The organism is Streptosporangium sp. NPDC051022 (assembly GCF_040683035.1).
Taxonomy (GTDB): Bacteria; Actinomycetota; Actinomycetes; order Streptosporangiales; family Streptosporangiaceae; genus Streptosporangium.
The window spans coordinates 70,709-89,511 of sequence record NZ_JBFBCF010000014.1 but is presented as its reverse complement, the minus strand read 5'-3'; the positions used below and the strand labels follow the sequence as shown (position 1 = coordinate 89,511).

Annotated in this window: 18 protein-coding genes and 1 pseudogene; 15 read left to right on the top strand and 4 right to left on the bottom strand. The window is 70.4% G+C overall.

The genetic code is table 11. The features are described 5' to 3' along the window. Positions 1-26 precede the first annotated feature (26 nt). Complete coding sequence (locus AB0N02_RS23015; protein WP_363949945.1) at positions 27-992, bottom strand: class I SAM-dependent methyltransferase; 966 nt, start codon at positions 990-992, stop codon at positions 27-29. Between the two features lie 586 nt (positions 993-1,578). After that, complete coding sequence (locus tag AB0N02_RS23010) at positions 1,579-2,034, bottom strand: ATP-binding protein (RefSeq protein ID WP_363949942.1); 456 nt, start codon at positions 2,032-2,034, stop codon at positions 1,579-1,581. 147 nt (positions 2,035-2,181) lie between these two features. Between AB0N02_RS23010 and AB0N02_RS23005 the strand changes: the two genes are divergently transcribed. The 4 genes from AB0N02_RS23005 to AB0N02_RS22990 all read left to right on the top strand — a co-directional run bounded on the left by AB0N02_RS23005 (position 2,182) and on the right by AB0N02_RS22990 (position 4,179). Next, the gene (locus AB0N02_RS23005) at positions 2,182-3,015 is read left to right on the top strand and encodes a helix-turn-helix transcriptional regulator (RefSeq protein ID WP_363949939.1); all 834 of its coding nucleotides are present in this window, start codon (positions 2,182-2,184) and stop codon (positions 3,013-3,015) included. Further along, entirely contained in the window at positions 3,000-3,203 is a 204-nt protein-coding gene (locus AB0N02_RS23000) for a DUF397 domain-containing protein (protein ID WP_363949936.1), read from the top strand. The genes AB0N02_RS23005 and AB0N02_RS23000 overlap by 16 nt, the downstream gene beginning before the upstream one ends. A 79-nt stretch (positions 3,204-3,282) precedes the next feature. Further along, positions 3,283-3,486 carry a DUF397 domain-containing protein gene (locus tag AB0N02_RS22995; RefSeq protein ID WP_363949933.1) on the top strand — a complete coding sequence of 68 codons (204 nt, stop codon included), beginning with the start codon at positions 3,283-3,285 and terminating at the stop codon, positions 3,484-3,486. A gap of 390 nt (positions 3,487-3,876) precedes the next feature. Then, positions 3,877-4,179, top strand: a complete 303-nt coding sequence (locus tag AB0N02_RS22990) for a hypothetical protein (protein WP_363949931.1) — start codon at positions 3,877-3,879, stop codon at positions 4,177-4,179. Positions 4,180-4,335: 156 nt separating this feature from the next. Here the strand turns inward: AB0N02_RS22990 and AB0N02_RS22985 are convergent, their stop codons facing one another. Beyond that, the gene (locus AB0N02_RS22985) at positions 4,336-5,817 is read right to left on the bottom strand and encodes a S41 family peptidase (RefSeq protein WP_363949929.1); all 1,482 of its coding nucleotides are present in this window, start codon (positions 5,815-5,817) and stop codon (positions 4,336-4,338) included. Positions 5,818-5,984: 167 nt separating this feature from the next. Here AB0N02_RS22985 and AB0N02_RS22980 point away from each other — a divergent pair, with 167 nt between their 5' ends. From AB0N02_RS22980 to AB0N02_RS22965, 4 genes and pseudogenes are all read left to right on the top strand, one after another. Next, positions 5,985-7,217 carry a sensor histidine kinase gene (locus tag AB0N02_RS22980; protein WP_363949926.1) on the top strand — a complete coding sequence of 411 codons (1,233 nt, stop codon included), beginning with the start codon at positions 5,985-5,987 and terminating at the stop codon, positions 7,215-7,217. Beyond that, entirely contained in the window at positions 7,214-7,897 is a 684-nt protein-coding gene (locus AB0N02_RS22975) for a response regulator transcription factor (protein ID WP_363949923.1), read from the top strand. Before AB0N02_RS22980 ends, AB0N02_RS22975 begins: the two co-directional genes overlap by 4 nt. Positions 7,898-8,307: 410 nt before the next feature. Then, positions 8,308-8,723 (top strand): annotated as a pseudogene (locus AB0N02_RS22970) (YciI family protein). A gap of 664 nt (positions 8,724-9,387) precedes the next feature. Further along, positions 9,388-10,347 (top strand): LysR family transcriptional regulator, encoded by a 960-nt coding sequence (locus AB0N02_RS22965; RefSeq protein WP_363949921.1) that lies wholly within the window; start codon positions 9,388-9,390, stop codon positions 10,345-10,347. Between the two features lie 2 nt (positions 10,348-10,349). On the opposite strand, the gene AB0N02_RS22960 is transcribed toward AB0N02_RS22965, so the two are convergent. Beyond that, positions 10,350-11,036, bottom strand: a complete 687-nt coding sequence (locus tag AB0N02_RS22960) for a TIR domain-containing protein (protein ID WP_363949918.1) — start codon at positions 11,034-11,036, stop codon at positions 10,350-10,352. Positions 11,037-11,404: 368 nt separating this feature from the next. Between AB0N02_RS22960 and AB0N02_RS22955 the strand changes: the two genes are divergently transcribed. The 7 genes from AB0N02_RS22955 to AB0N02_RS22925 all read left to right on the top strand — a co-directional run bounded on the left by AB0N02_RS22955 (position 11,405) and on the right by AB0N02_RS22925 (position 18,697). Then, complete coding sequence (locus AB0N02_RS22955) at positions 11,405-11,674, top strand: metal-sensitive transcriptional regulator (protein WP_363949916.1); 270 nt, start codon at positions 11,405-11,407, stop codon at positions 11,672-11,674. Positions 11,675-11,838: 164 nt separating this feature from the next. Further along, a complete protein-coding gene (locus AB0N02_RS22950) occupies positions 11,839-13,164 on the top strand; it encodes an MBL fold metallo-hydrolase (RefSeq protein ID WP_363949914.1) in 1,326 nt (441 codons plus the stop codon). A gap of 134 nt (positions 13,165-13,298) precedes the next feature. Beyond that, positions 13,299-13,862 (top strand): rhodanese-like domain-containing protein, encoded by a 564-nt coding sequence (locus AB0N02_RS22945; RefSeq protein WP_363949911.1) that lies wholly within the window; start codon positions 13,299-13,301, stop codon positions 13,860-13,862. Then, a complete protein-coding gene (locus AB0N02_RS22940; RefSeq protein ID WP_363949908.1) occupies positions 13,859-14,626 on the top strand; it encodes a sulfite exporter TauE/SafE family protein in 768 nt (255 codons plus the stop codon). Before AB0N02_RS22945 ends, AB0N02_RS22940 begins: the two co-directional genes overlap by 4 nt. Positions 14,627-14,819: 193 nt before the next feature. Beyond that, positions 14,820-16,889, top strand: coding sequence for a DUF6421 family protein (locus AB0N02_RS22935; protein WP_363949905.1), 2,070 nt, complete (start codon positions 14,820-14,822; stop codon positions 16,887-16,889). Beyond that, a complete protein-coding gene (locus tag AB0N02_RS22930; RefSeq protein WP_363949903.1) occupies positions 16,886-17,527 on the top strand; it encodes an SDR family NAD(P)-dependent oxidoreductase in 642 nt (213 codons plus the stop codon). The genes AB0N02_RS22935 and AB0N02_RS22930 overlap by 4 nt, the downstream gene beginning before the upstream one ends. Positions 17,528-17,632: 105 nt before the next feature. Next, complete coding sequence (locus tag AB0N02_RS22925; protein WP_363949900.1) at positions 17,633-18,697, top strand: low specificity L-threonine aldolase; 1,065 nt, start codon at positions 17,633-17,635, stop codon at positions 18,695-18,697. Positions 18,698-18,803: the final 106 nt, after the last annotated feature.

Here is an 18,803-nt window from a genome sequence, read left to right as displayed (position 1 = left end):
GCGACCGCCCTGGTGGGCGCGGGAGGTCAGGAGCGGGTCGCGGTGATCAGCCAGGCGGCGCCGCGCAGCCGTACGGCGTCCGCCTCCTCGAACGGCCGCATCGCCTCGGTGAGCGCGTCGAGGGCTCGGGCGGCGGCGGCCTCGTCGACCTGGCCGAGCATGAACCGGACGGGTCCCCAGGCGCCCAGGAACGCCGCCGCCTCCTCGGTGTTCTTGCCCCACACCTGGGGCGCGTCGACGGCCGTCGAGGCGACGTTCTCGAAGCCCGCGCCGGTGAGCACCTCGTGGATGCGGGCGGGGTCGGCCAGCGACTCGGGCCCCGGGCGGCCGGGTTCGGTCGATGCCGGTCTCGCCGGGAGGTGCCGAGCCATGGCGGTGAAGACGGGGGCCAAGTCGTGGCCGTGAAGGCTCCGCATGGACAGCATGGCCAGGCGCCCGCCGGGGCGCAGCGCGCGGCCGATGTTGGCGAAGGCGGCGACGGGGTCGGAGAAGAACATGATCCCGAACCGGCTGACGGCCACGTCGAAGCCCCCGGAGCCGGAGAGGTCTCCGGAGGAGCCGTCCGGGAGATCGTCGGGGTCGCCGCCGGGGAAGGGATAGATCTGGGCGTCTCCACGTTCGAAGGTCACATTGGTGAGCCCCTCCTCGGCCGCGCTGGCACGCGCACGCCGGAGCATGGGCGCGGACAGGTCGATCCCGAAGGCGTGACCGAGTCGCGCCCGCCTGGCGGCCAGCCGGGTCACCTGCCCGTTGCCGCAGCCGACGTCCAGCACCCGGTCCCGCTCGCCGACGGCCGCCGCGTCGAGCAGCGGGGCGTTGAACGCGTTGTTGACCATGTCGTAGCGGTCCTGATGGTCGGCCCAGTGGTTGCCCTCGTAGCCGTTCCACGCCTCGGCCTGCTCGGTGTTGACGACGGTGTGCATCGTGTTCTCCCTGCGAACGGTCTTCGGGTGCCGGAGCGGCCTCGCCGCCTCGGAGTTCCGTACGGTCACGGCGCATCGTTATGAACGATCGTTCATGAATGCTTGTTCATAATGAGGCGATGACGGAGAGAGTGTCAACAGGAGGTGGGAAGGGGCCGGCGCGTTGGTGCGGTGAGTCGCGTCGTCAGTACGGCGGGTCGCGCCACTGATACGGCGGATCGTGTCGTCGGTGTGGCGGGTGGCCGCCCTGCTTCTCCGCTGTGCTCGCTCCGCGCTGTGCTCGCTCCGCTACGTTCGCTTCCGTGCCGTGCTCGCTTCCGTGCCGTGCTCGTTCCGCGCTACTTCGCTTCCGCGCTACGTTCGTTTCCGCGCTGTGCTCGCTTCCGCCCTGTGCTGGGGGCATTCCAGGGCGCCGGTGCGGCGAGTGGTGGCATGGACCCGGTCGGCGCCGATCGGCGGCGCGTGACCCGGTGAGCGGTTCCGGTCGCCAGACCGGGCGTCTTTCGCTCGGGGACTTTCGATGGTGGAGGCAGGTCGAACCGGCCTTTCTTGGCCCGGTGGAGGAACGCCTCCCAGGCGTCGAAGCCGAACAGCACGCCCTCCTGCCCCGGGGTACGGATCCTGCCCCCCTCGCGGGTGACAGTCACGATCACTCTCATGGTCGCTCCGCCGGATCCGGGTCGCCGCCGAGGGCGCACCACACGGTACGGCCCCGCCTGCCGCGGTCGCGGACTCCCCATCGTCCCCGGGAGACCTCTCCCACAATGGCCAGGCCGCGACCGCCCTCCTCGTCGTCGGGCATGGCCGGGAGTGCGTACGGGTCCCAGAAGCCGCCGCCCGGATCCGTGACCTCCACGTAGAGAAGTCCCGCCCGCCGGGTGAGTGTGAGCAGTATCAGGGCGTCGGGTCCCCTCAGGAAAGCGTGCAGAACCGCGTTGGTCACCAATTCGGAGGTTGCCAGCCTGGCATTCTCGTATTCCGGATGATCGGATCCCAGCCAAACGCGTATGTGGGAGCGCGCTTTCGCGGCCGACGCCGGGTCGAGTTTCAGATAAGCCTCACCGAGAATCTCCGATCCGCCGTCCATGTCCTTCCGCCAGAAATCGACCACACGATCCACGTTCACCTGCCCCAGGCCGTTGAGTTTTCGATATGCCTGTGCAGCATCGCATTGCTCGGATACAGTGAGTAGTCGAACGAACACGGCTTTGTTCAGCGGTTCCTGTGAAACCGCCCTGTGAAACCGAGGTGCCCCCCCATGCCCCACGCCAAGGAACTCGACCCCACCACGTCGCCGATCGCCTTCTTCGGTTACGAGCTGCGCCGCTACCGCCAGGAGGCCGGTCTCAGCCAGGGGGCGCTGGCCAGGCGTACCGGCTTCGCCCTGGGAACCATCTCCATGGCCGAAACCGGGCGCAGGCGGCCGACCGACGACTTCGTCAGGAGATGCGACAAGGCCCTCGGGGTGGAGGGGGCGCTCATCCGGATCAAGGAGATGATGGACAACGTCTCCGCCCAGCTCCCGGCCTGGTTCCGGCCGTGGGTAGAGATCGAGCAAGAGGCCGACACCCTTCGTACCTGGCAGCCGCTCGTCGTGCCAGGTCTGCTCCAGACGGCGGATTACGCTCGATCAATCCTCAATGGCGCCCCTCGGGCTTCGATGGAGTGGATTGAGAAAAACGTGGCTGCGAGGCTAGAGCGCCAGCGGATTCTGGAGAGAGATGATCCTCCTATGCTGTGGACGATCCTGGATGAGGGCGTTTTGGGGCGCCTTATCGGTAGCAGGTCGATCATGGCGGCTCAGCTCGATTACCTTCTAGAAGTGGCCCAGCGCCCCTGTGTCACGATCCAGGTTCTTCCTTTCAAGGCTGCGAGCACGACGGGTCTTCTGGGAGGGTTTTTCATCGCGCAGACCAAAGGGTTGATCAACACGGTCTACGTGGAGTCGGCCGGTCAAGGCCAGGTTTCCGACCGGCCTGGAGACGTGGCCAACATCGTGACCGATTATGAGGCGATTAGGGCTGAAGCTCTTCCGCAAAGTGCATCACTTGAGCTGATCGAAGAGATGAGGGGTCGATGGACCGGGAACTAAACGAGGCCGTGTGGGTGAAGTCCCCGTTCTCCGGAGCCAATGGCGGCGAATGTGTGGAGGTCGCTCGGCTGTCCGGGGGGCGGGTCGGAGTTCGGGACAGTAAGGATCGGTCGGGTCCGGCGTTGGTGTTCACCGCCGGTGAGTGGGCGGCCTTCACCCGCTGGGTACGCACCGACGACTCGATCTAGACCATCGAATAAGCGGTGATTCGAGCCGAGGTGCTTCTCAGTAGGCATCGCTGGCACTGATCTGAGGGATGAGGTGTCGATGGATCGGGAACTGAGCGAGGCGGTGTGGGTGAAGTCCTCCTTCTCCGGGGGCAATGGTGGCAACTGCGTAGAAGTCGCTCAGCTGTCCGGTGGTCGGGTGGGGGTTCGGGACAGTAAGGATCGGTCGGGTCCGGCGTTGGTGTTCACGGCCGGTGAGTGGGCGGCCTTCACCCGCTGGGTACGCACCGACGATTTGGTCTAGGCCGTCTCCCGTATCTCGGAGATCATCAGTGCCCGCCTCGGACACTTCCGCTGTTCTCGGCATGGTTGGCTCCGGTCGTGAGCTCACCTCGTCGGCAGCGGGATCATGTCCGGGGAGGGCTGTCATCTCGGAGATGACAACGGATCGGCGCCTGGTTGTCCGTACCTCAAGTCCAGTGGGACAGGACACGTGTCGTCGGCCGCGAGGTAGTTGTGTGCGACGCGCGCTCCTGCGGCTGGGGGTAGCGTCGGAATCGGTTTGTCTGAAGGGTGATGTCGTTTTCGGCCCTGATGTGTCGGATATGTCGTGCGTGAAGTCGGAGGTGATCGCGGTGCATCCGGTCTTGTGACGGCCCCAGCCCGGGGCGTCGCGGAGCCGAAAGGTGACCGTATGAGCAAGACCGACAAGACCCGGCCCTGGTGGGTGCAGATGGCCGACGCGCCGATGGTGACCTGCCTGCCCGTGCATGACCACCGGTTCGGGGTGTGCACGCTGCCGGACGAGATCACCGCCGACAGCGAACCTTCGAACCGCCGCATGGACGGCTGTCACTGGGGCGTCCCCGCCGGTTACTGGTTCGGGCACCGCAGCAGAGGCTGCTTCCTGGAGCGACACCACTTCCTCCGGGAAGAACGCCGTCGCGACCGTCACCGGGCGCGTCGTGAGTTGCGCGTCTATCGCGGCGAAGACTGAAAGGGCGGGGCCGGGACACGTTCGGGAGGAGACCGCCGACCGTGTCCGCCCCATCAGCGGCGAAGACTTCCCGCCCCCGAAGTGTCCGCACAACCGTGACCGCCGGTACCGCATCTCACGGCCGCCCCGTTCCCAGGCGTGGAGGTGACTCCACGACTACCGTCGCCGCTGGTTCGCCAGATAGGAGAGGGCCTTGGCGAAGGCGGCGTCATGGTCGCCGTTCAGTTCCTCGTCGCTGAGAACGCCGGGAACGGACAGGTGCGGCGGGATACCGGTCACGTCGAAGGAGGTCCCGTCCCGGGTCAGGAAACGCTCGTTGGGCAGCGCGAAGCTCCACCCGTTGGGCAGCTTCCGCCACAGGAAGTCGGAGAAGGCTCCCTGGGTGTTCTCCCCGATCCGCTCAGGCCGGGGCGTCCGTCCCATCATGGCCTGGGTGAAGGTCTCGCCCGCGCTGATGGTCAGGCTGCTGGTGAGCATGGCGACGGGGCCTGTGTACACCGGCGCGGTCGCCGGCCGTACCGGCACCGGCAGGGGGCGGGTGAACCCGGGCGGGTCGTCCGGGGTGTTGCGGGCCTGCTTGGCGTAGGCCGGGTACGGCCTGCCGGTGAGCCTGGAGGCGAGCCGCAGGCCGAGCGCGTCGTAGCCGCCCAGGTTGATCCGGATGTCGAGGATGAGGCCGCGCAGCCGGTCGGGACCCGAGGTGCGGGACGAGGTGAAGATCTCGTCGAGCGCCCGGTCCAGCTCGGCCGCATTGGGCTCGAAGCCACCGTCGGCGTAGCCGTCGAACGCGCCCAGTCGCAGGTAGCCCAGCCCGTCCGGGAGGTCGGCGTACCCGATCACGCCCCGTCCCCACTGTTTCAGGGGCTTGTGGGTGTCGTTCCTCTCGACGAACTCCTGGACCCGTTTGTTGAAGGCCATGAAGGCCGGTATTCCGTCCAGCTGCCTGGTGCCCGGACGCAACGGCCTGGCGAACTGCCTGTCGCCCGCGAGGAGGGCGGTGTGCGCGTCGCCGAGTTCCTTGAGGATGTCGTGCAGCACGGCGAACAGCTCCTCGTCCCCGGTGCTCGAACCGATCTTGGATCGGTACCGGTCCCGGACGGCTCGCCAGTCGACGCCCTTGGTGGCGAAGAACGGATAGTTTTCGGCGAAGGTCGTCCAGAAGACGTCGAACACCTTCACCGGATCACCGGGCGTGGGAGTGGAACAGGCCCCGGGCAGGCCGGGCAGCCTCCGCAGCTCGATGGCGCCGACGCTTCCCGGATACCGTAGCCGCGCCCGGCCGGGCCCCCGTGTCTGGACGGTGATCCGTCGGCCGCCTTCCTGCGCCGTGAAGGACGCCGAGTCGCGCGTCCCCGCCGTCTGTTTCGCCGAAAGCACTCCCTGCAGGCAGCTGATCGCCGTCGTGTCGAAGGTGGTGAGCCGTCCCTGGCCGATGCTGAAGATCGTGCCGTAACCGTCGGCCCGCCAGATCCCGCCCAGCGGCTCCCGCCCCGCCGAGGCGGCGTCGGCGGCCGGTGCCGCGACCTGTCCCGCTACGGCGATGCCCAGCGCGGCCAGTACGGCGGCCAGCCGCCGGGACGTCCTTCTTCCGCGCTCCGTGTTCCCGTCGTCGTTCACGGGGTTCCTGTTGTCGTTCACGGGGTCCGACGCTAGGCGGCGACCCCGGCGGGGCACGTCACACCACGGTGCCGTCCAGGCCCGTCATACCTTCGAGCCACCCGGCCCGCATGTCATACCCAGGTGGGAGGCCTGAGGTCGGCTGCGGGACGGAGTTCTTCGCGGAGGTCAAGGGCTACTGTGATCGCATGTCGCGTGCCTTCGCCCCGGCCGGAACCGCGGTCCTGCCCACGCTCCGGTTCGCGAGGGTACGGGCCGTCGCGCCCTGGGTGATCGCCTGCTTCATGTTCGCGATGAACGTGGGGATGCTCGCCACCGTCTACGACGCTCCGGTCGAGCTGACGGTGCTGCTCGCAGCGGCCTGCGCGGCTCCGGTGACGATCTGCGGGCACCGGCCGGTGACCGCCTGGCTGATGATCTACATCGGGATGCTGGTCACGCCACCGCTGGTCTCGCCGCCGTCGGCGAACAACCCGTGGCCGTGGCTTCCGATGCCCGTGGTCGCCTATCTGATCGTGCTGTTCGTGCTGGCGCAGCACCGGCCGCGATGGATGCTGGCGGCCGTCTGGGCACTGTCCCTCCTCGGCGCCCTGGTGGACGTGTCCGTGGTGCCCGTGTCGTCCACGAACCCGGCCGTGGTGCTGCAGCTCGTGGCGGCCGTCGTGCCGGTGCCGCTGATCGTCGGCGACAACCTGCGCTGGCGCCGCCTGGCCCAGGCGCGTGTCGCCGAGCAGGAACAGGTCGGCGCGGCCGAGCGGGCCCGGCGCGAGCTGCTGGAGGAACGGACCAGAATCGCCAGGGAGATGCACGACGTGGTGGCGCACCACATGTCGGTGATCGCCGTACAGGCCTCCAGCGCGGCGCGCAGGCTCGGCGTGGTGCCCGCCGACGTCGAGCGAGAGTTCGACTCCATCGGGGCGGCGGCCCGGCAGTCACTGGCCGAGATGCGGCGCCTGCTGGGCGTGCTGCGCAGCGACGACGCGATGCCGCAGCGCGCCCCGCTGCCGGGCCTCGACCAGGTGGGCGCGCTGGTGGAGAGCGCCAGGCGGGCCGGAACCCCCGTCGAGCTGACGGTGACGGGCCTGCCCGCGCACGTGCAGCCGGGGATCGAGCTACCGGTCTACCGGATCGTGCAGGAGGCGCTCAGCAACGTGATCCGGCACGCGCCGGGCGCCGCCACGGCCGTGGCGGTCACCGGGAACGGGACCGGGTTGCGGGTCGTGGTGGAGAACGCGCCGCCCGCGGGCGTGGGGCACGCGCTCGCCGAGCCCGCGGGCACCGGTCACGGACTGGCCGGGATGCGGGAACGGGCCGCCACGGTGGGCGGCGTCCTGCTGACCGGGCCGACGCCACGGGGCGGGTTCCGGGTCGAGCTGACGCTGCCCCTGGTGCGGGCAGAGCACGAGGAGGAGGACGCGTGACGATCCGGGTGCTCATCGCCGACGACCACGCGATGGTCCGGGCGGGCTTCGGCGCCCTGCTGGCCGCCGAACAGGACATCGAGGTCGTCGGTGACGCGGCCGACGGCGAGCGGGCGGTGGCCGAGACGAGGCGGCTGCGGCCCGACGTCGTCCTCATGGACGTCCGTATGCCCGGGATGGACGGCCTGCGGGCGGCCCGGCTGCTCCTGGCGCCGCCCGGCGGGGAGTACAGGCCGCGTGTGCTGATGCTCACCACCTTCGACCTGGACGACTACGTGTACGAGGCGCTGCGCGCGGGTGCCGGCGGGTTCCTGCTGAAGGAGGCGCCGCCCGCGGACCTGGTCTCGGCGGTGCGGGTGGTGGCGGCCGGGGACGCCCTGCTCGCCCCCTCGGTGACCCGGCGCCTCATCGAGGAGATCGCCCGGTGCAGGCCCGCGCTGCCCGGCGCCGCCCCCCGGGTGCAGTCGCTGACCGAGCGAGAGTCCGAGGTGCTTCTCCACGTCGCCCGCGGCCTGTCCAACACCGAGATCGCCGCGGCCCTCGTCGTCGCCGAGCAGACCGTCAAGACGCACATCGGCCGCATCCTGGCCAAACTCGATCTGCGAGACCGCGCCCAGGCGATCGTCTTCGCCTACGAGAGCGGCCTCGTCGTGCCCCGCTCCGACCTTCCCTCCCGGTGATCGCCCACGGGGGAACCGTACGGTGACCGTTCACCGGAGAACCGTACGGTGACCGGGAGCGGGAAACCACGCGTGACGGAATCCGGTCACATCTGCGGGAAAGACGCTGCGGGAAACGCCGGAAAGCCGGAAAGGAGTCCCGGTGGCAATGAGGAGATTTTCGGCGGAGTGCCGTCTGACCTGCGCTGACGAAGGTGTCGTGGAAGCCGGGGTTTCGACTGTAGACGGGGGCAGACCAAGTAAGCCGAAAAAGGGGCAAGGCGCGGGTCGGAACCTCATACCCCGAACTCCCCCCACCTCGGCTGCGTCGCGGTGAGAGATTTCTCCGGGGCCGTGTCGATCCGCGGGCCGCTCGTTCGACGTATGGGTGCGAGGGCCGAGAGGCGGCCCCGCCGGATGAGGAGAACGCGATGCCGAAGTACCTGCTGATCATGCGGGGCACCGACGAGTCGAACGCGGCCATGATGGCCGACATCGACGAGATGATGGCCACGACCCACCGGTTCATCGAGGAGACGGTCAAGGCCGGCGTTCTCCTCGCGGCGGAAGGGCTGGACGATCCGGGCCAGGGCGTCGTGGTCGACTTCAGCGGCGAGGTCCCGGTGGTCACGGACGGGCCGTACGGCGAGACCAAGGAACTGTTCGGGGGCTTCTTCCTGCTCGACGTCGCCTCGAAACAGGAGGCGGTCGAGTGGGCCAAGCGGGTCCCGGCGGCCCCCGGGTCCAAGATCGAGGTCCGGCGGGTGCCCGGGAGCGACGAGGTCCCGCAGGTCGACAAGTGATCATCAAGGACCGGGCCGGGCGCGGGGGCAACGGCCAGGTCTGACGGGTACGGCCGATGCCGAGACCGTCTGGCGGATCGAGCCGGCGCGGCTCGTCGTCACGCTGCCCCGGTTCATCGGCGGTTTCGGGCCGGCCGAGGACGCGGCCGAGGAGGCGGTGGCCGAGGCGCTGGTGTCGCGGCCGCGCTTCCCGGCGCGATCCCCGTACCGCCCAGCGCGAGCGTCGCCGCGGCCAGGGGCGCGGCCCGCCGGGTGCGCGGCGCGGGGAATCGTCCGCGCCTCTCCGCTCGTCGATATTCGGGAGCGCCGCTATTGGGTGACATGTCTCTCCAATCATTCCCGAACTCTTCGTTCGGGCTCAAACGGAGAGTCGCCAAATCGGGTGGCTGCCCCGGCATGTCGGGGTGAATATCCAGGGGGCTCCTGGGCCGGGTGTGTGATGGGAAAGGGCGTCCAGGGAAAGGCGCGACCGAAACCCTCTGTCGCTTGGGGCGTCCGTGTTCGCCCGCATCGGCCCGGAGGGCGGTCCGCCGCTCGCCGTACGGCCCCACGGAGAGGCGGTGCCCGAGGAAGGGCGGGAAGCGCCGTCCGTCTTCGTTAGGGATTTAATGGCGTATACCCGACAAAGGTGGCACGTTGCGAGACGCGTCCCGCATGCTTTGGCGATTAGGCCTTACTGGAAAGCTTCTTTGCTTTTACCCTCGTTACGTGGATCTCCAGGTTCGTCATCTGAGGGTGCTGTGCGCGATCGCGGACAGCGGGAGCATCTCCCGGGCGGCTACGACGTTGAAGATGTCCCAGCCCGCGCTCACCGCTCAGCTGCGCCGCATCGAGCAGATGTTCGGCGATCCGCTCTTCGACCGCGGCCCGGACGGTGCCCGCCCGACCAAGCTGGGCGCGTGGCTGCTGATCCGCTCCCGCTCCCTGGTCTCCGCCGTCGACGAGCTGGAACGGACCGCCAAACGCTACGCGCCCCCGCCGGGAGAGCTCCCGCCGATACGCGTGGGCTGCGCCCCCACCCGGCTGAGGATCTATCTGGCCAGGACTCTCCGCCAGTTGCTCCCCGGTGCGGAGATCAGGCTGCTCACCGAGCAGACGATCGACACGCTGCCGCGCCTGCTGGAGTCCGAGCGGATCGAGCTGGCGACCCTCGACGACTATCCGGACCACAGGCTCTCCCCGCCGCCGGGCGCGGTGTACACCGCCATCGCGGTCGAGCCGCTCTTCGTCGGACTGCCGTCGAACCACCCGCTGGCCCAGCGGGAGGAGATCGAGTTACGCGATCTCGCGGAGGAGGACTGGGCCCTGCCCGCCCCGCTGGAGTCGGGGCCGCGCGAGTACTTCTGGAGCACCTGCGCCAGGCACGGCTTCACCCCGCGCGTGGCCTACGGGGTCAACCTGGAGGTCGGGGTCGACCTGGTCGCCGAGGGCCGCTGCGTCAGCCTGTTCCAGGCGACGGCGCCGGCCCGCGAGGGCATCGCCATCCGTCCGCTGGTCGACTCCCCGCTGCGTTTCCGTCACCTCATCGGATGGACCGCTCCCGGCCCGATCACCGCGCACGCCGACAACCTGGTCCGCGCCCTCACCGCCACCTACTGGACGGAGTCACAGCGCGCTCCCGCCTACCGCAGCTGGCTGGAGAAGCACGGGCCGCTGAAGCGGCTGTGACGTCACGGTGACGCCGCTCTCCTGACGGCCTCCGCGATCTCCTCCACCCGCCGGTCGAAGACCGTGTCCGAGGCGCCGCGCAGGTCGCTGCAGAAACGGATCCTCACGAACTCCGGCAACTCCTCGTCCCGGACGTCCGCGGCGAGGACGGGGATGAGCAGCCGTCCGCCGTACACCGACTTCCGCAGCAGCGCGTAGTACTCGTTCATCACCGGGCCGCTGGCCATCGAGGCGGGGCTGAAGACGAGCAGCCCGTGCGCCGAGTCGCGGATCGCCCGCTCGATCTCGTGGAGAACGATCGAGCCGGGACGGACGAGCACCCTGTCGTAGGCGACCCGGACGCCCCGGCGTTCCAGCCGTCCCGCCAGCTCCGTGACCAGATCGGCGTCGTCGTGGGAGTAGGAGACGAACACGTCGTAGGCCGTCGCCGCCGGGTCGTCTCCGGAGGCCCCGTCTCCGGGAGACGGCGTGCCGGAGGCCGGTGGGCGGGAGACGGAGGTGGGGGAGGTGGGCGTAGGGGAGACGGGCGTAGGGGAGGCCGGTGCGGGGAGGGGTGGCGTGGGGGAGACCTGCGGGCGGGGGGCGCGCCTGTCCGAAAGCAGCCTGCGCACGGGGATCCAGGCGAAATAGGCACCGGCGACGCCCGCGACGGCGCTGATCACGGCGACCGCCAGGTTCGCGACGTCCATGCGATCAGGCTATGACGCGAGCCGTTTCCATGCTCGCGAACCTCACCAAACGGTCGGCTGTCCCCGCGGGTGGGAACAGGTGGGAATGGGTGGGGCCGGGTGGGAACACGCCGGTTCCGGGATCGTGGAGATCCCGTGGGGGAGGGCGGGCGGATCCGCGACGTCCTCGCCGTACGCGCCTGGATCCGCGGCGTCCTCGCCGTACGCGCCCGGATCGCGTGTGCCGGGGAGGAACTCGACCGGACAGGACGGCTCAGAAGTGGCCGGCAAGAGCGACTTGCCAGTTCAGGTACCCCCTGGGGTATGGTGAAGGCGTCTTCGGAGTACCCCCGAGGGTATGGTGAGGACATCTGAAGGGAGACAGGCGCATGCAGATGGACCAGACACTGGCGGGCGACGCCCTCGCCAGGCTCCGCAGGGCCAACGGCCAGCTCGCCGGGGTGATCGCGATGATCGAGGCGGGAGAGGACTGTGTCAAGGTGCTCACCCAGCTGGCGGCGGTCTCCAAGGCGCTCGACCGGGCGGGGTTCAAGCTGGTGGCCACCGGGCTGCGTCACTGCCAGGCCGCCCAGCAGCGGGGTGAGGAGCCCCCGATGGAGCTCGACGAGCTGGAGAAGCTCTTCCTCGCCCTGGCCTGAGCCGCCCCCGACCTAACCGTCCCCGATCTGAACCGTCCCCGATCTGAAACTGATCTGAGCGGTGCCCGTTCTCCGGAACGGGTCATCCGTGTCCCGAATATACCCCCCGGGGTATTTTGTATTCGCTGTATACCCCCCGGGGTACTTGAGAGAGGAGTGAAGTCGTGGAGATCATCCCCTTCCGGACCCCCGGCCTGGGAGACCAGACCTACCTGCTCACCCACGAGGGCAAGGGCGTGCTCGTCGACCCTCAGCGCGACGTCGGCCGTTTCCTGGACGCCGCCGCGGAGCGGGACGTCGAGCTGCGGTTCGTGCTGGAGACCCACCTGCACAACGACTACGTGTCCGGCGCAGAGCAGGCCGCGCTGCGCACCGGTGCCGAACTGGTGCTGCCCGCCGCCTCCGCCGCCGCCTACCCGCACACGCCCGCCTTCCACCTGGAGGACATCCCCGGCACGGACGGCCTGACCATCCGCCCGATCCACACCCCGGGCCACACCCCCGAGCACACCAGCTACCTGGTCCTGGTCGACGGAGAGCCGCTCGCCGTCTTCTCCGGCGGCAGCCTGCTCGTCACCTCCGCAGGCCGTCCCGACCTGCTCGGCCCCAAGCGCGCCCGGACGCTGGCCAGACTCCAGTACGGCTCGCTGCACCGCCTGGCGGGCCTGCCCCGCGACGTCGGCCTCTACCCGACCCACGGCGAGGGCTCGTTCTGCGGGGTCAGCGGCGCGGGCCGCTACACCTCGACGATCGGCGACGAGCTGGTGTCCAACCCGCTGCTCGCCCTTCCGGGCGTCGAGGCGTTCGCCGACGAACTGCTGGCCGACCCGATGCCGATCCCCGCCTTCTACGCCCACATGGGCCCGGCCAACCTCCTCGGCGTTCCCGCGCAGCCGGAGAACGACCTGCCCGAGATCGGTCCGGAGGAGCCGGGCGACGGCGTCCACGTGGTCGACATCAGGCCCGGGCGGGAGCAGGCCGCCGGGTTCCTGCCCGGTTCGACCGGCATCGAGCTCGGGGACGACTTCGGCAGCTGGGCGGGCTGGCTGCTGCCGTACGGCGAGCCGATCGCGCTGGTCGCCCAGCCGGGACAGGACGTGGCCGAGGCGGTCACGCAGCTCGCCAGAATCGGCCTGGACGACGTCCGGGGCGTCGTCCGCGACCTCGGGGACGCCGGGACCGCCCGGTTCGAGGTGCTCGACCTGGACGGTTTCCTGGCCCGGCTGCCCGGCGCCCAGGTGCTCGACGTCCGGATGCCCGCCGAGCGGCGCGCCCGGCCGTTGCCCGGCGCGGTCGAGCGTTTCCTGCCCGACCTGGTCACCGAGGGGATCCCCGCCGAGCTCGACCGCGACCGCCCGGTGCTGGTCGTCTGCGGCTCGGGCCGTCGCGCCTCGATCGCCGCGACGATCCTGGCCCGCGAGGGTTATCTGCCCGTGGTGCTGACCGGCGCCGGAGCACACGACGTGGCCGCCGCCCTCCCGGTCCCCTGACCAACCGGCCGACCGAGCAACCGGCCGACCGGGCAACCGGCCGACCGAGTAGCCGACCGGCTGACCGGTGCCGGTCGGCTCCGCGCGCACCGCCGAAGCCGGTTCCGCGCACACCATCGAAACGGAGAACTTCCTTGATCCTCTCGTCCACCATCGACGTCACCTCCGCCCGCGCCCTGGCCGCCACCGACCCCGGCGTGCTGCTGCTGGACGTGCGCACCCCCGCCGAGTTCGAGACCGCGCACATCGACGGCGCGGTCAACCTCCCGCTGGACCGGCTCGACGAACGCATGTCCCTGCTCGCCGAGGACGCGTCCGTCGCGATCGTGATCGTCTGCCAGTCGGGCGGCCGGGCCCGTACCGCCCAGGCGAAGCTGACCTCCGCGGGACTGCGGCGGGCGGCCGTCCTGGACGGCGGGATGAACTCCTGGATCGCCTCGGCCGCCCCGGTCGTCCGGGGCAGGCGGCGCTGGAGCCTGGAGCGGCAGGTCCGGCTGGCGGCCGGGCTGCTGGTCCTGGTCTCCGTCGTGGCGAGCCTCTGGCTGCCCTGGGCGCTGCTGCTGACCGGGTTCGTCGGCGCGGGACTGACCTACGCCGGGCTCAGCGACAACTGCATGATGGGCATGCTCCTGGCCCGCCTGCCGTACAACCGCGGCTCCGGCGGGGCGGGCGCACCGGGCCGGGCCTGTCCGCGATGAGCCTGGCACTGACACTTCTCGGCGGGGTGGTCGTCGGCCTCACCCTCGGGCTTCTCGGCGCGGGCGGTTCGGTGCTGGCCGTTCCGGTCCTGGTGTACGGCGCCGGCCAGCCGATGGCCGTGGCCATCCCGACCTCGCTGGTGGTGGTCGCGATCTCCAGCGCGGGGGCGCTGGTTCCCCGCGTCGGCGGCGGGCAGGTGCGCTGGCCGGTCGCCGCCGTGTTCGCCGCGGGCGGCGTGCCCGCGGCCCTCGCCGGGGCGGCGCTCGGCCGCGGGCTTCCCGACCGGCTGCTACTGCCCGGTTTCGCGGTCGTCATGGCCGTCGTGGCGGTACGCATGATCCGGGGCGGGGAGACCGGCGGTGGAGCGTGCCGGACCACGACGGGGCGGATCGACCACCGCCACTGCCTGCCGCGTGCCCTGGCGGCCGGGGCCGGTGTCGGGCTGCTGACCGGTGTGTTCGGCGTCGGCGGTGGCTTCGCCGTCGTTCCGGCGCTCACGCTGCTGCTCGGCCTGCCCGCGACGGAGGCCGTGGCGACCTCGCTGGTCGTCATCCTGATCAACTCGATCGCCGGGTTCGCCGGGCACGCGGGGGGCGCCGACCTGGACTACGGGATCACGCTGACCTTCGCCGCCGGCGCGCTGCTCACCTCCCTCGTCGCGGGCAGGTTCGCCGGGAGGCTGCCCGCGGACCGCGTGCGCCGCTCCTTCGCCTGGACCGTCCTGGCCCTGGTCCCGGTGGTCGCGGCCGGAGCCTTCGTCTGACCCGAGGGCCGATCCACGCCTTGTTTCGGACACCGGTCCGCGCGGCGTGATCGCACAGCGTGATCGACATGGCCCTGTGTGGGGAGTCCGGTCCGGGTTGCTCCAGATGAGTCCTGACGTAAGGGATGTGTCAATATTCCGGTGGTTTGTGTATATTTTCCGTCATTAGGTCACATCTGAGGGAGGATTTATCGTGCGAGCGTTCCCACGGGTGCTCTTCGACGAGGCACACAGTGAGTCATGGACCATCCGCAGGGACGTGGCCGAAACGATGAATCCGGGCCATCCCGACGACAACGGCTACGTCCGCGCCGCGGACCTGCTGCGCCGCCTCGGGCACACCGTGGCCGCGCACACCGAGGGGCCGATCACCCCGGCCCTCCTCGCCGCGCAGGACGTCTTCGTCATCGCGCACCCCTCCGCCGACCGCTGGGAGCGGACCACGGGCCTGGGCAGCCCCGTCCTGCCCGTCGAGGAGCTCGACGCGATCGAGGAGTACGTCGCCGCAGGCGGCGGGCTGGTCGTGCTCGCCGAGTGCGAGCAGGAGAAGTACGGCAGCAACCTGGCCGAGCTGCTCGACCGCTTCGGCGTCGGCGTCGGGCACACCACCGTGCAGGACCCCAGGAACTCCCACAACGGCGTGGCCTCCTGGATCCTGGGCGTCCCCGGCGAGAGCGCGGGGGAGGACCCGCTGGCCGGGGCCCGCCGGGCGTGCTTCTACCGGGCGGGCGTCCTCACCGGTCCCGAGCACGCGACCGTGCTGTTCCGGACGTCCCCGACCGCCGATCCGGCGGGCGCGCCGCTGGCGCTGGCCGTACGGCACGGCGAGGGCAGGGTCGTGGTCGTCGCCGACTCCGACCTGTTCGGCGACGACTCGATCGGCGACTACGACCACGCCGCGCTCTGGGGCAACCTGGTCACCTGGGCCGCACGCGTCCCCGTCCAGGCCGCGGCCGCCGGGGAGTCCGGGGCCCGCGAGGCCTTCCGGGGCCTCAAGGACGCCGTGGAGGCGCTCAGGCCGCTGCAGGCCAAGGACGGCTCCGTCGAGGGCGACCGTGACCGGGCGGTCGAGCTGATCGCCGAGATCGTCGACCACGTCGTACGGCTCGCCCCCCGCTTCCCCCACGACGAGGCCTACCTCGCCGCGGTGGTCGCAGACTTCCGCAAGTGGGTCGAGCAGGGCCTGGGCGTCCCCGACTTCCTCGACTCCCTCAACGCCTTCCACCCCGACACCCAGCGGGTCGACGGCCTCGAGCACCTGGTCGTCTTCCCGATGTACACCCAGAACGGCACCACCTTCCGCTACATCGAGGCCGTGTGGATCCGCACGGTCTGGCCCGAGTGGCTGGCGGAACTGGAGCGGGAGCGCTACGACAACCCGCTCTTCGTGCCGATCGCCTTCGAGGACTTCACCTCCGGTTACGACACCAACTCCGCGGTGCTGTTCCCCGAGACCGTCGCGGTGCGCGAGACCCCGGCGAGCTTCACCTGGGGCGGCATCTTCTGCGACCGCGAGGCCGCGCGCTTCAGGGCGGTCAGCGGGGCCGCCGCGGCCACGCTCAAGCTGGCGCTGCCGCCGGACGCGGCCCGGCTGATCGAGTCGCAGGAGCTGGCCCAGGACACCTTCGTGCTCTGGGATCTGATCCACGACCGCACCCACAGCCACGGCGACCTGCCGTTCGACCCGTTCATGATCAAGCAGCGCATGCCGTACTGGCTGTACTCCCTGGAGGAGCTCCGCTGCGACCTGACCGCGTTCGGCGAGGCCGTGAAGCTGGAGCGGGAGGGCGTCCCGCACGCCCGCTACGTCCAGATCGCGATCCTGTTCGACCGCCTGTTCCGCTTCCCGATCACCGGTGACCGGGTCCGCAACTACGACGGCCTCGGCGGGCAGCTGCTCTTCGCCTACCTGCACCGCAACGACATCGTCCGCTGGACGGACAACCGGCTGAGCGTCGACTGGGCCAGGCTCGCCGACGGCGTCGCCGACCTGCGCGGCGAGGTGGAGAAGCTCTACCGCGACGGGATCGACCGTTCCAAGCTCGCCCACTGGCTGGCCGCCCACGAGCTCGTCGCCGCCTACGTGGAGCCGCACCCCGCCTCCGTCTGGAACCGCGGCGTCGAGGCGCTGCCGGTCGAGGGGTTCCCCAAGGCGGTGGTGGACGCGGTGCTGTCCGACGAGTTCCCCCTGAGCATGTTCTACGAGGCCCTGCGCCGTAAGCTCGGCGATGTCGTCGAGTCCACGAAGGGGATCCGAGCATGATCATCCTTGTTGCCGGCGCGGCCGGTCCCGCAGGCCAGGCCGTCGTACGCCGCTTCGCAGACAAGGGGCACACCGTCATCGGCGTCGACAGGTCCGGCGCGGACGGGACCCTCCCGGTCGACCTGCTCGACTTCGACGCCGTCAAACGGCTCGCGGCCGACATCGAGGCCGAGCACGGCAGGGTGGACGGCATCGCGCACCTGGTGGGCGGCTGGCGCGGGTCGAAGACCTTCGCCGAGACCAGGCTCGAGGACTGGGATCTGCTGCACGACCTGCTGATCCGCACCCTGCAGCACGTCACGCTCGCCTTCGAGCCGCTGCTCAAGGCGAGCGAGCGCGGCCGCTTCGCCATCGTCTCCGCCACGGCCGCAGAGCGCCCGACCCAGGGCAACGCGGCCTACGGCACCGCCAAGGCCGCCGCGGAGGCCTGGACCCTGGCCTTCGCCGACGCGCTGGAGGGCACCGGCTCCACGGCGAACATCCTGGTCGTCAAGGCCCTGGTGAACCAGGCCATGCGGGATGCGAACCCGGAGCGGAGCTTCCCGGGGTTCACCGACGTCGACGACCTCGCCGAGGCGATCGACGCCCTGTGGGAGACCGACGTGAACGGCGACAGGATCGTCCTGGTCCGCGACTGAGACGACCGCGCCCGCGGGTGGGACGATCCCGCCCGCGGGCGCGGTGAACGAGTACGACGGAGACGGCCCGGCACCGAGCGCCGGCCGTCCCGCTGAGGGGAAGAAGTGACGGACGCGATTCGCAGGCACGACCCGCTGGTCAAGGGTTTCGCCAGCGACAACTACGCCGGGGTCCACCCGGAGATCCTCCAGGCGATCGCCCTGGCCAACGAGGGACACCAGACCGCCTACGGCGACGACGTCTACACCGAGGCGCTGCAGGAGGTCTTCAGAAGGCACTTCGGCCCGGCGGCCGAGGCCTGGCCGATGTTCAACGGCACCGGCGCCAACGTGGTCGCGCTCCGCGCGATGACCGCGCCCTGGGAGGCGGTCGTCTGCGCGGAGTCGGCGCACATCCACACCGACGAGGGCGGCGCCCCCGAACGGTCCGCAGGGATCAAGCTGCTCACCGTCGCCACCCCGGACGGCAAGCTCACCCCCGAGCTGGTCGACACGCAGGCGTGGGGCTTCGGCGACGAGCACCGCGCCCAGCCCAGGGTCGTCTCGATCACGCAGAGCACCGAGCTGGGCACGCTCTACACGCCGGAGGAGATCGGGGCGATCTGCGACCACGCCCACCGGCTGGGCATGCTCGTCCACCTCGACGGCGCCCGCGCCACCAACGCCGCCGCCGCGCTGGACGTGCCGCTGCGCGCGTTCACCACGGACGCGGGGGTCGACGTGCTGTCCTTCGGCGGCACCAAGGCCGGGCTGATGTTCGGCGAGGCGGTCGTGGTGCTCAACCCCGACGCCGTCCGCGGCCTGCGCTACCTGCGCAAGACCTCCATGCAGCTCGCCTCCAAGATGAGGTTCGTCTCGGTGCAGTTCGAGGCGCTGCTCGCCGGTGACCTGTGGTTGCGCAACGCCCGCAACGCCAACGCCATGGCCCGCAGGCTGGCCGACGCCGTACGGGAGATCCCCGGGGTCGAGGTGCCGCGGCCGGTGGAGGCGAACGCGGTCTTCGCGCGGCTGCCCGCGGAGGTGACCGAGCGCCTGCAGAAGCGGTTCCGCTTCTACACCTGGAACGAGGCCGTCGGCGAGGTGCGGTGGATGACCGCCTTCGACACGACGGAGGCCGATGTGGATGTCTTTGCCGCCGCGGTGGCGGAGGAGATACGCTCACATATGTGAACATGTGCAGTCCGGGTCTGTGGTGGGCCGCCCTCGGCGGCCCCGTCGGCCGACCCTGACCGCTTGACCGGACGGCCGCCCGACCCGGCGGCCGTTTCTCGTTGTG